General features: G+C 53.9%; 10 protein-coding genes. 7 read left to right on the top strand and 3 right to left on the bottom strand.

The genetic code is table 11. The annotated features are described in order from the left end of the window. Window positions 1–48 precede the first annotated feature (48 nt). Both OGX66_RS17705 and OGX66_RS17700 read right to left on the bottom strand, forming a co-directional pair. Window positions 49–843, bottom strand: coding sequence for a DUF2950 family protein (locus OGX66_RS17705; RefSeq protein WP_061549279.1), 795 nt, complete (start codon window positions 841–843; stop codon window positions 49–51). A gap of 10 nt (window positions 844–853) precedes the next feature. Continuing rightward, a complete protein-coding gene (locus OGX66_RS17700) occupies window positions 854–2,446 on the bottom strand; it encodes a DUF3300 domain-containing protein (protein ID WP_171862049.1) in 1,593 nt (530 codons plus the stop codon). Window positions 2,447–2,894: 448 nt separating this feature from the next. Between OGX66_RS17700 and acnB the strand changes: the two genes are divergently transcribed. The 6 genes from acnB to OGX66_RS17670 all read left to right on the top strand — a co-directional run bounded on the left by acnB (window position 2,895) and on the right by OGX66_RS17670 (window position 10,181). Next, window positions 2,895–5,492, top strand: a complete 2,598-nt coding sequence (acnB, locus tag OGX66_RS17695; protein WP_003829483.1) for a bifunctional aconitate hydratase 2/2-methylisocitrate dehydratase — start codon at window positions 2,895–2,897, stop codon at window positions 5,490–5,492. Between the two features lie 174 nt (window positions 5,493–5,666). Then, window positions 5,667–6,029 carry a protein YacL gene (yacL, locus tag OGX66_RS17690; RefSeq protein ID WP_020996227.1) on the top strand — a complete coding sequence of 121 codons (363 nt, stop codon included), beginning with the start codon at window positions 5,667–5,669 and terminating at the stop codon, window positions 6,027–6,029. 180 nt (window positions 6,030–6,209) lie between these two features. Continuing rightward, a complete protein-coding gene (locus OGX66_RS17685; protein ID WP_032937563.1) occupies window positions 6,210–7,163 on the top strand; it encodes a 2-keto-3-deoxygluconate permease 1 in 954 nt (317 codons plus the stop codon). Beyond that, window positions 7,160–8,431, top strand: coding sequence for a D-threonate kinase (gene dtnK / locus OGX66_RS17680; RefSeq protein ID WP_204529142.1), 1,272 nt, complete (start codon window positions 7,160–7,162; stop codon window positions 8,429–8,431). Before OGX66_RS17685 ends, dtnK begins: the two co-directional genes overlap by 4 nt. Continuing rightward, a complete protein-coding gene (locus tag OGX66_RS17675) occupies window positions 8,421–9,404 on the top strand; it encodes a D-threonate 4-phosphate dehydrogenase (RefSeq protein WP_032937567.1) in 984 nt (327 codons plus the stop codon). Before dtnK ends, OGX66_RS17675 begins: the two co-directional genes overlap by 11 nt. 9 nt (window positions 9,405–9,413) lie before the next feature. Further along, window positions 9,414–10,181 (top strand): DeoR/GlpR family DNA-binding transcription regulator, encoded by a 768-nt coding sequence (locus tag OGX66_RS17670; RefSeq protein WP_008786221.1) that lies wholly within the window; start codon window positions 9,414–9,416, stop codon window positions 10,179–10,181. Between the two features lie 30 nt (window positions 10,182–10,211). On the opposite strand, the gene OGX66_RS17665 is transcribed toward OGX66_RS17670, so the two are convergent. Next, complete coding sequence (locus tag OGX66_RS17665; RefSeq protein WP_003018667.1) at window positions 10,212–10,559, bottom strand: YacC family pilotin-like protein; 348 nt, start codon at window positions 10,557–10,559, stop codon at window positions 10,212–10,214. Window positions 10,560–10,712: 153 nt separating this feature from the next. Between OGX66_RS17665 and cueO the strand changes: the two genes are divergently transcribed. Next, window positions 10,713–12,332, top strand: coding sequence for a multicopper oxidase CueO (gene cueO / locus OGX66_RS17660; RefSeq protein ID WP_065945013.1), 1,620 nt, complete (start codon window positions 10,713–10,715; stop codon window positions 12,330–12,332). Window positions 12,333–12,336: the final 4 nt, after the last annotated feature.

Here is a 12,336-nt window from a genome sequence, read left to right as displayed (position 1 = left end):
CGGGGGGCGGCTACGCCTTACCCGGCTAACTAATCTTTCGAATTGGTATCAGGGCGCTACGGGCTGCCAGGTTTTATCCGGATGGAATGTGGTTAACGCCTGTGCTTTTTGCTGAGAATCAACGCCGAGATCGGCCTGATAGACTTTATCATCACCGTTAATCATAAAACTCATCACGCCGGTGTGATCATAGCTAACAGGCCAGGCTACCATGGCAAAACCGCTGGTTTTGTCGGGAAGGATACGAAAATGATAGCCGTGATAGCCCGTGCCAGGTTCCTGTGGACTAAAGGCCGGGCCGAGCGGGCTTGGCGCTTCGCCGGGTGAAACAGGCCAGTACAGACCATCCTTTTTCCCTTCAGAACTGACAATCTTTTGCGCGTATTTCTGGTTCATCGCAAAATAGCTCTGCTGGGCGTCAACATAAGCGTGTAACGCCTCGATAGCCGCGAGTTCGTTACGTCCAATCTCACGGGTCAGGATCTCTTCGGCCGCTTCCTTAATATCAAATTGCCAGCCTGAAGCATTTTTGACGACCGGGATTGGCAGTTGCCAGTCGCTATCCCCGACCACCAGATGCGCGGTATTGCCGTCGACAACGGTATTATGGCGAACCTTCCAGTCGCGCAGGAAACGATCAACCGCATCAGGATCGACGCCTTCTGGCGGTAGAAAATCACGCCAGTTTTCCCCGAGCAGGTTGCTCATTGCACTTTCATTTTGCTCACTAATCGCGTTTGCCAGCGCATCGGTCGCCTGTTCTGGTGTGCTGAAGGATTGTTGTGCCATCGCGGCAGCCGAGACCATGAACAACACAATTCCACTGAGTAGTTTATTTTTCATGTCGGTTCCCTTAACGATGACGGAATTCACGGTGTTCAGCACGCCCGCCAGAAGGCTGGCGCGATGGCTGATTACGGGCGACCTGCCGGCTCTGTGCCCCTCGCTGTTGCTGCGCCTGCCAGTTGGCGGAGCGACTGTCGTTCCCGCTCAGCGCATTGGCGCGTGGCTGGCTGGTCCGTTGTTGAAGATTGCGCTGTTGCACATTGCGTTGCTGCGCCGGTTGCGTGACCCGTTTCTCCTGTCGCTGGGCGACTGCCTGACGATTCTCACGTTGCTGTGTGCTTGTCCGTTTCGCGGTTTGCGGTTTGGTATCGTAACCACGGTAGTTATTACGTTGGGAAATTTGCTTCAGCTGTTGGCTGGATGCCTGACGCTGGGCGTCTTTCGTGCCCGTACGCGCCGTCTGCGGGAATATTTTTCCCGTTGATTTTTCCATTTGGCTCATCGCAGCCTGGCGTTGGCTATCACGGTTGACCGGTCTTTGCTGGGTTGAACTTAAACCTGTAGCCGTGTTAGTGGCGTGAAAGCGGTTATTGAGCTGGTTATTTGGGTATGGCACACCCTCACGATAGGCCGGGTTGTGCTGCCAGGTACGGTTGGCGTCTGTCAGTCGTTGTCCACTGATTTTATTAAAGTTATCAACGTTAATATTGATGTTGTTATCACCATTACGGTTATAGCCGCCATGGTTATCCCAGTCATCATTATGATGGTGATCGTCGTCGTCATCCCAGTCGATGTTGCTGAAGATGGCATAGGTTGTGGCAACACCGAGGCTGAAGCCTAAACCATTAACGAAGCTGTTACCAAACTGCTCACCGGGCGTTGGCGGCAGATAGGTTGGCGGATAGGCGGTGTTCGGCCAGGTACCGTAAACCGTATTCGGGTTATAGGTAGGAACGTACACCACCTGCGGATCGGCGGATTCAATTTTGATTACCGTTGGAGCCGGTGGGGCCGTCGATTGAACTGTTACTCTTTCTTGAGTTTGGGTACGAGGAGGAGGCACATTTTTCACACTCGTAGTGACTGTCTGCTGCGGTGTCGATTGCAACGCACCGGTCTGTTGCGCCAGTGCACGCAGGCGTTGAACGGAATCCATAACATCTTTTGGCTGCGCAAGGAAAGCATCGCCCAGACTTTGTACCCACGGCGGATTTTCACCCATCAGCGACATCAACTGAGGAAAGGCGACCAGCGATTTCACGCTGGGATCCCAGGGCTGGCTGGCAACGGCCTGAATGGCGGCATCGCCCTGCATTTTGGGATTGTCTTTTGACCACTGTGCGGCCTGGATGACGTTAGCCGGATAGGTTGAGGCCATCAAAATTTGCGACAGCAGCGAGTCTGGATAGAGTGCGATAGGTGCAACCCACTGATCGATTTGTGCTGCCGAGTAGGTTGGTGCCACGACGGGCGCTGTTTGGTCGGCCGGGGCAGGGGCCGCTATTGGCGCTGGAGCCGGTGCTGACGGTTGCTGTGCAACGGGGGCCGGAGCTGCAGGCTCCGTAGCACGACTTTTAACGAACATCACGCCTGAGGCGGCAAACAGCCCGACACTGCACAAAAGGACAAGCAGATGTGGCTTAAGGGGCAACTTCATAAAATGACTCCAACGAGACAAGCGCTGTGCCGTGAGGCGTTCCTGTTGCCGCGAGTATTATTCACCCGTGTTAGACAGTTTTGACTTTTATTGGGGATTCACCCGGTAGGTCCGGAAAAAGAGTGTGAGGATTTATTACACAATTATATCTGATGGCTGAAAAGTCGCTGGAAAATCCAGCATCTCGCGCTTGAAAATCAACCGTTTCAGGGTGGTTTTAGGTAGCCTGAATTGCGTTCCTCCTTGCCGCTACACCATTCTTAACGATTCAGCCAATTTTTTATGTTGCTTTTTTGTAAACGGATTAACACTTAATGAAAATCCTGTTATTGTGCCTTATGCGGTACCGGGCATTTACCCTACTAACTACTGTCTCACAGGAGCGTGAAGAGAATCGCCCATCTACAAAAGCGCCGCATTATGACAATGAGAGCGAGGAGATATCGTCGTGCTAGAAGAATACCGTAAGCACGTAGCTGAGCGTGCTGCCCAGGGGATTGTGCCAAAACCTTTAGACGCAACCCAAATGGCCGCACTTGTCGAGCTGCTGAAGACCCCGCCTGTGGGCGAAGAAGAATTCCTGTTAGACCTGTTGATCAACCGTGTTCCTCCTGGCGTAGATGAAGCCGCTTATGTTAAAGCTGGTTTTCTCGCTGCCGTCGCGAAAGGCGACACCACCTCCCCGCTGGTTACCCCAGAAAAAGCCATTGAACTGCTGGGCACCATGCAGGGTGGTTACAACATTCATCCGCTGATCGACGCGCTGGATGACGCCAAACTGGCACCGATTGCCGCCAAAGCGCTCTCTTCAACGCTGCTGATGTTCGATAACTTCTACGATGTGGAAGAAAAAGCCAAAGCGGGCAACGAATATGCGAAGCAGGTCATGCAGTCCTGGGCTGATGCCGAATGGTTCCTGAACCGTCCGGCTCTGGCTGAAAAAATCACGGTTACCGTCTTTAAAGTGACCGGTGAAACCAACACCGATGACCTTTCTCCGGCACCGGACGCATGGTCCCGCCCAGATATCCCGCTGCACGCGCTGGCGATGCTGAAAAACGCCCGTGAAGGTATCGAACCGGATCAGCCGGGCGTAGTTGGCCCGATCAAACAGATCGAAGAATTGCAGAAAAAAGGTTACCCGCTGGCTTATGTGGGTGATGTTGTCGGTACCGGTTCTTCGCGTAAATCCGCGACCAACTCCGTGCTGTGGTTCATGGGTGACGACATTCCTCATGTGCCGAACAAGCGCGGCGGCGGCCTGTGCCTCGGCGGCAAAATTGCACCTATCTTCTTCAACACCATGGAAGATGCGGGCGCACTGCCGATTGAAGTGGACGTGTCGAACATGAACATGGGCGACGTGATTGACGTTTACCCGTTCAAAGGCGAAGTACGCAACCACGAAACAGGCGAACTGCTGGCCAGCTTTGAGCTGAAAACCGAAGTCCTGATCGACGAAGTACGTGCCGGTGGTCGTATTCCGCTGATCATCGGTCGTGGCCTGACCACCAAAGCGCGCGAAGCGCTGGGTCTGCCGCACTCAGACGTCTTCCGTCAGGCGAAAGACGTGGCGGAAAGCAGCCGTGGCTTCTCCCTGGCACAGAAAATGGTTGGCCGCGCCTGCGGCGTGAAAGGTATCCGTCCGGGCGCGTACTGCGAACCGAAGATGACCTCCGTGGGATCTCAGGATACCACCGGCCCAATGACCCGTGACGAACTGAAAGACCTGGCATGCCTGGGCTTCTCAGCTGACCTGGTGATGCAGTCCTTCTGTCACACCGCTGCCTATCCGAAGCCGGTGGATGTCAATACGCACCATACGCTGCCAGACTTCATCATGAACCGTGGCGGTGTTTCCCTGCGTCCGGGCGATGGTGTTATCCACTCCTGGCTGAACCGTATGCTGCTGCCGGATACCGTAGGTACCGGTGGTGACTCCCATACCCGTTTCCCTATTGGGATCTCCTTCCCGGCAGGTTCTGGTCTGGTGGCGTTTGCTGCAGCAACCGGCGTGATGCCGCTGGATATGCCGGAATCGGTACTGGTGCGCTTCAAGGGTAAAATGCAGCCGGGTATCACTCTGCGTGACCTGGTTCACGCCATTCCGCTGTACGCGATCAAACAGGGTCTACTGACCGTTGAGAAGAAAGGTAAGAAGAACATCTTCTCTGGCCGCATCCTTGAAATCGAAGGTCTGCCGGATCTCAAAGTGGAGCAGGCGTTCGAACTGACAGATGCTTCCGCAGAGCGTTCTGCTGCGGGCTGTACCATCAAGCTGAACAAAGAGCCGATCGTTGAGTATCTGAACTCTAACATTGTTCTGCTGAAGTGGATGATCGCGGAAGGCTACGGCGACCGTCGTACGCTGGAACGTCGTGTGCAGGGCATGGAAAAATGGCTGGCGGATCCGCAGTTGCTGGAAGCCGACGCTGACGCAGAATACGCGGCGGTGATCGACATTGACCTGGCTGACATCAAAGAACCAATCCTGTGTGCACCGAACGATCCGGACGACGCGCGTCTGCTGTCTGATGTACAGGGTGAGAAGATCGACGAAGTGTTCATCGGCTCCTGTATGACTAACATCGGCCACTTCCGTGCCGCTGGTAAACTGCTGGATGCGCACAAAGGCCAACTGCCGACGCGTCTGTGGGTGGCTCCGCCAACCCGTATGGATGCGGCACAGCTGACCGAGGAAGGTTATTACAGCGTGTTCGGTAAGAGCGGTGCGCGTATCGAAATTCCAGGCTGCTCTCTGTGCATGGGTAACCAGGCGCGTGTTGCCGACGGCGCAACGGTGGTCTCGACCTCTACTCGTAACTTCCCGAACCGTTTAGGTACCGGGGCAAACGTCTACCTGGCTTCTGCGGAGCTGGCGGCGGTTGCGGCGCTGATCGGCAAACTGCCGACGGCGGAAGAGTATCAGACCTATGTGGCGCAGGTGGATAAAACTGCCGTGGATACTTACCGTTATCTGAACTTCGACCAGCTGTCTCAGTATACGGAGAAAGCCGATGGTGTGATTTTCCAGACCGCGGTGTAATGCGCTAACGCGTTTTGTGTAAAAACACATCAATGCCCGGAGAAGTCTGCTTCTCCGGGCATTTTTATTTCTATTCCTTATACCCACTACGCTTTTTTTCTGCCGCGCTGCTGCGATAATTACAGCAAGGCGCGATGCGGTATTGGCGCATTGCCGGGAGTAGAGGAAGACATTATGGATTACGAATTTCTGCGCGATATTACCGGGGTGGTAAAAGTGCGTATGTCCATGGGCCACGAGGTGGTGGGGCACTGGTTTAATGAAGAAGTGAAAGAAAACCTGGCCTTACTTGATGAAGTGGAACAGGCGGCGCGTGCGGTTAAGGGCAGTGAGCGCTCCTGGCAGCGAGCAGGGCATGAATACACGCTCTGGCTGGATGGCGAAGAAGTGATGGTTCGCGCTAATCAGTTGGAGTTCTCTGGAGATGAGATGGAAGAGGGGATGAGCTATTACGACGAAGAAAGTTTTTCGCTTTGTGGTGTAGAGGACTTTCTTCAGGTTGTGGCGGCATACCGCGAATTTGTGCATCAATCCTGAGATATTTCAGATATCAATGAAGCCGGGTGAGACAACCCCGGCTTTTTTTCGCCTGGAATGATTGTTTGATTTTTATTAATCATTCCAAAACTGTGATCTGGCGCGTTTGTGATCTTATTTTGATTAAATATAATCTTTATGATTTTATTTAATCACAACATAACAACAGGCGGGAAGACCATGAACATCAAGAAGGCAATAGAACGCGTACCCGGCGGCATGATGGTTGTGCCGTTGGTTATCGGTGCCATTATCAACACTTTTGCCCCGCAGGCGTTGCAGATCGGTGGATTCACCACTGCTTTATTTAAAAATGGCGCGGCTCCCTTGATTGGCGCGTTCCTGCTCTGTATGGGCGCGGGAATTAGTGTAAAGGCCGCGCCGCAAGCTTTGTTACAAGGCGGCACGATTACGCTGACCAAGTTACTGGTCGCGATTGCGATTGGTCTCGGGGTTGAACACCTGTTTGGCGCGGAAGGCATCTTTGGCTTAAGTGGTGTTGCCATTATTGCGGCAATGAGTAACTCCAATGGTGGGCTTTACGCGGCGTTGGTTGGTGAGTTTGGCAATGAACGCGATGTCGGCGCGATCTCCATTTTGTCTCTGAATGACGGACCTTTCTTTACCATGATAGCGCTGGGCGCGGCGGGTATGGCAAATATTCCTATCATGGCGCTGGTGGCGGTTCTTGTTCCGCTGGTGGTTGGCATGATCCTTGGCAACCTCGACGCCAATATGCGTGACTTCCTGACGAAAGGCGGCCCACTGCTCATTCCTTTCTTTGCGTTTGCCCTTGGAGCCGGTATTAACCTGGAAATGCTGCTGCAAGGCGGTTTGGCGGGCATTCTGCTGGGCGTGCTGACCACCTTTGTGGGCGGCTTCTTTAACATTCGTGCCGATCGTCTGGTTGGCGGGAGTGGTATTGCTGGTGCTGCGGCATCCAGTACGGCGGGGAACGCCGTCGCGACGCCACTGGCCATAGCACAGGCCGATCCCTCGCTGGCAGAGGTTGCCGCTGCGGCAGCGCCGCTGATCGCTGCGTCAGTCATTACAACCGCCATCCTGACGCCAATTCTTACGTCGTGGGTCGCGAAAAAACAGGCGCGTCAGACCGTGCAGGAGAAGAAAGCATGAAAATGATCGTTATCGCCGATGACTTTACGGGCTCTAACGATACCGGCGTACAACTGGCGAAAAAAGGGGCGCGTACCGAAGTAATGCTGACCCCAGCGCAGAAACCGTCACGCCGCGCCGATGTTCTGGTCATCAATACGGAAAGCCGGGCGATGCCAGCAATGCAGGCCGCTACGGCTGTACAACAGGCGTTAGCGCCATGGTGTGGGGACGTAACAACACCGCTGGTATACAAAAAAATTGACTCGACATTCCGTGGCAATGTGGGCGCTGAAGTCACTGCAGCCATGCGTACAGCCGGTCGGACGCTGGCCGTGATTGCGGCGGCGATTCCTGCTGCCGGGCGCACCACGCAGGATGGCTTGTGCCTGGTCCATGGTGTACCGCTGCTGGAAACGGAATTCGCCAGCGATCCAAAAACGCCTATTCACTCTTCGCGTATTGCTGAACTGGTCGCGCTGCAAAGCGATATCCCTGTACATGAGGTGTCGCTGGTGGATGTGCGTCGGGGAAGTTTGAGTGCGCTGCTGAGCGCTTTTGCAAAAGCCGGCGAATGTATGGTGGTGGTGGATGCTGTGGAGGAGCGAGATCTCGCGCTCATTGCACAGGCAGTTTGTGAGCAAAAAAAGATGCCGCTGCTCGTAGGGGCGGCAGGGCTGGCCAATGCATTACCGGCCGGAATGTTTATGCAAGAGAAGCAGGAATTACCGGTGTTGGTTGTGGCTGGCTCAATGAGTGAGGCAACGCGACGTCAGGTGGAAAAAGCAGTATGTCAGGGCCGGGCAAAAGTTGTTGATATCGATGCCGCGCGGTTGGTTGCATCGTCATTTGCACCGGAAATGGACTCTGTTATTAAACAGGCTTGCGCGCAGTTGAGCCAGCAGCAACACACAATCCTGCGTACCAGTCGGTGTGCAGAAGACCGGGACATGATCGACACGCTGTGCTTCAACGTGGGGATGAGTCGCCAGCAGTTGGGAGAACTGCTGAGTCAGCGTCTTGGGGAGACAACGCTGCGCATTATTGAACAAGCACGTATCGGCGGTTTGTTCCTGACCGGAGGCGATATTGCCACGGCGGTCGCCAGTGCGTTGGGTGCTGAAGGGTATCGCATCCACAGTGAGGTTGCCCCCTGTATTCCGTGCGGAACGTTTGTGAATAGCGAGATTGACGACTTGCCGGTAATTACCAAAGCGGGTGGATTCGGTTCTGATACGACCCTTTGCGATGCGCTGTATTTTATTGAGGAGATGTACCGTGGTAACTAAAACAATTGCGATTACGATGGGAGATCCGGCGGGGATTGGTCCGGAAATTATTGTTAAAGCGCTACGCGAAGATGAACTTAATGGTGCACCGCTGGTGGTGGTCGGGTGCCTGAAAACGCTGCAGCGATTGCAGGCTCAGGGGCTGGCTGACGGAGTAACATTTCGCGCAATCGAACAGGTTGCTGATGCCCGATTTACGCCAGATACGATTCATGTGATTGATGAGCCGTTGGCACAACCCGAAGAACTTGTTCCCGGAAAAGTACAGGCCCAGGCGGGCGATCTGGCCTATCGCTGTGTGAAACGGGCGACTGAACTGGCGATGAAGGGGGATGTGCATGCCATCGCGACCGCGCCGTTGAACAAAGAGGCGCTGCATCTCGGCGGACACAATTATCCGGGACATACCGAACTGCTGGCAACGCTGACCGAAAGCCGTGACTACGCGATGGTGCTGTACACCGATAAGCTGAAAGTTATCCATGTTTCGACGCATATCGCACTGCGCAAATTCCTTGATACGCTCAATGGGCAACGTGTCGAAACGGTGATTGGTATCGCGGATACCTTCCTGAAGCGCGTAGGCTTTGCACATCCGCGTATTGCCGTTGCGGGGGTGAATCCACATGCCGGAGAGAATGGCTTGTTTGGCGATGAGGAAATTCGTATTGTCGGACCCGCGATTGAGAATATGAAAGCGAAAGGGATGGATGTTTACGGTCCGTGCCCGCCGGATACCGTGTTTTTACAGGCTTATGAAGGTCAATATGACATGGTGGTGGCGATGTACCACGATCAGGGGCATATCCCGCTGAAATTGCTTGGTTTCTATGACGGTGTAAATATCACAGCAGGTTTGCCGTTTATTCGTACCTCTGCCGATCACGGTACGGCATTTGATATCGCCTGGACGGGAAAAGCAAAATCTGAGAGCATGGCCGTATCGATCAAACTGGCAATGCAACTGGCGTAATTTACTGTTATGAAAGGGCAACATCGTCTGGATAAGATTGTGGCGTATTTGAAAAATCATACGCTGGTTACCGTGGAACAGTTGGTTGACGCGGTTGACGCCTCTCCAGCAACGATCAGGCGCGATCTCATCAAACTGGATGAGCAGGGCGTGATCAGCCGCAGCCACGGCGGTGTTGCGTTACGGCGCTTTGAAGCGGCGCAGCCGACCACGAACGAAAAGCAACTGCGATCGCCTGCTGAGAAACGGGCGATTGCGCGTTTTGCCGCCTCAATGGTGCGTGCGGGCGATGCCGTGGTGCTTGATGCCGGTACCACAATGCTGGAGCTGGCAAAATGTCTGACGCATTTGCCGCTGCGAGTGATTACCGTTGATCTGCACATTGCCCTGTTTTTGTCAGAATTCCGTCAGATAGAGGTGACGATTGTCGGTGGGCGCATCGATGACAGCAGCCAGTCCTGTATTGGTGAGTTTGGCCGGAAAATGTTGCGTAGTGTCTATCCCGATATCGCTTTTATGAGTTGTAACACCTGGAGTATGGAAAAGGGTGTAACCACGCCAACGGAAGACAAAGCGGGATTAAAGCAGGAAATTATTGCGAATGCCCAACGGAAGGTATTACTGGCGGATAGCAGTAAGTATGGTGCACATTCGTTATTTAACGTCGCGCCGCTTAGTTGCTTTACCGATGTTGTTACCGATGTGAATCTACCGCCAAACGCGCAGACTGAATTAAAAGCGCAATCCGTTGCCCTGACGCTGGTACAGCCAGAGTAACGGCTCTCTCAATACTGATTGCGCCGGAGATTATTTAACGTAGGCCAACAGGCTCAGAGAATCACGCGCCAGTGCTTTGCATTTCTTTGCCGTGGGGATGCCGATACCGCTGAGATCGCGGTAGCTGTCTTCACCCAGCGCTTTCATATTGAAGGTGTCGTAATTACTCAGGTCCCACTGGTTTTGCTGGGCAAAAAAGACCAGTGCGCGGCGGATCTGCCCATTAGGCAAATTCTGGTATCCACAGTCATTTTTCAGAAAAACAAAAACTGCCGTTAAATCGGCCATATCTTCGGCTTCGGACTCGCTAAGCGCGTAGCTGTTTGCGCATACGGCCATCAGGCTGCCGAACAAAACTGTTCTGAAAAACGTCTTCATTGCTTCTACCACTGCATCACGGAATTTAAACGTTAGCATACTGCGAGCGAAGCGACGACCTTTATTATTAGCCGTTCACTTGACCTTCCCGTAAGGGGAAGGCTTATGCTTAAAAGATAGCCTGCTTAAGCTGCTGAATATAAGGAAGTGAGAATGCAACGTCGTGACTTTTTAAAGTACTCCGTGGCGCTGGGCGTCGCGTCATCGTTACCTTTGTGGAGCCGGAGCGTATTTGCCGCCGACCGTCCCGCCTTACCCATTCCTGATCTGTTAACCGCCGATGCTTCGAATCGCATCCAGCTGATCGTGCAAGCCGGGCAGTCAAACTTTGCCGGTAAGACGGCCACGACCTGGGGATATAACGGCAATCTGCTCGGACCTGCGGTCAAGCTGAACAAAGGGCAATCGGTGAACGTGGATATCCATAACCAGCTTGCCGAAGAGACGACGTTGCACTGGCACGGGCTGGAAATCCCTGGTGAAGTCGACGGTGGGCCGCAAGGCATAATCCCGGCGGGCGGGAAACGTTCAGTGACCTTCACGCCGGATCAGCGCGCGGCAACCTGCTGGTTCCACCCTCATCAGCATGGAAAGACCGGTCATCAGGTAGCGATGGGGCTGGCCGGACTGGTGCTGATTGAAGACGAAGAGATTCGCAAGCTGATGCTGCCTAAGCAGTGGGGAATTGATGATGTGCCGGTAATTATTCAGGACAAACAGTTCTCTGCTGATGGGCAGGTTGATTATCAACTGGACATCATGACCGCCGCAGTCGGCTGGTTTGGCGATACGCTGCTGACCAACGGGGCGATTTATCCTCAGCATGCCGCACCGCGCGGCTGGCTGCGCCTGCGTCTGTTGAATGGTTGTAACGCGCGCTCGCTGAACATTGCGGCCAGCGACAATCGTCCTTTGTACGTCATTGCCAGCGACGGTGGACTGTTGGCGGAACCGGTAAAAGTGACCGAGCTTCCTATGCTGATGGGCGAGCGCTTTGAAGTGCTGGTGGATGTCAGTGACGGCAAAGCTTTTGATCTGGTCACTCTGCCGGTCAGCCAGATGGGGATGGCAATTGCGCCATTTGATAAGCCGCACCCGGTGATGCGCGTTCAGCCGCTGCTGATTACCGCTTCCGGCACGCTGCCGGATACGCTGACATCCATGCCATCGCTGCCGTCACTGGAAGGTCTGACGGTGCGCAAGCTGCAGCTGTCGATGGATCCGATGCTCGATATGATGGGCATGCAAATGCTGATGAAGAAATTCGGCGGTCAGGCCATGGCGGGTATGGATCATGGAAAGATGATGGGCCATATGAATAATGACAATATGGACCACGGCAATATGAATCATGGCAATATGAACCACGGTGAGATGGGGAATATGCAGCATGGCAACATGGGCAACATGAAGCATGGCGGATCGTTTGATTTCCATAATGCCAACCGGATTAATGGTCAGGCGTTTGATATGAATAAACCGATGTTTGCCGCGGCAAAAGGGCAGCATGAACGCTGGGTGATTTCTGGTCAGGGCGACATGATGCTGCATCCGTTCCACATTCACGGCACGCAGTTCCGCATTCTGTCTGAGAATGGCAAAGCGCCTGCCGCACACCGTGCGGGATGGAAGGACACGGTGCGGGTAGAAGGCGGCGTGAGCGAGGTATTGGTTAAGTTTGACCATGACGCGCCAAAAGAGCATGCCTATATGGCGCACTGCCATCTGTTAGAGCATGAAGATACCGGGATGATGCTCGGCTTCACCGTCTAAAAAA

The sequence above is a fragment of the Citrobacter sp. Cf072 genome (assembly GCF_030334485.1).
Lineage (GTDB): Bacteria > Pseudomonadota > Gammaproteobacteria > Enterobacterales > Enterobacteriaceae > Citrobacter > Citrobacter freundii.
The sequence above is the reverse complement of the archived record's forward strand: the minus strand, read 5'-3'. Positions and strand labels throughout refer to the sequence as shown.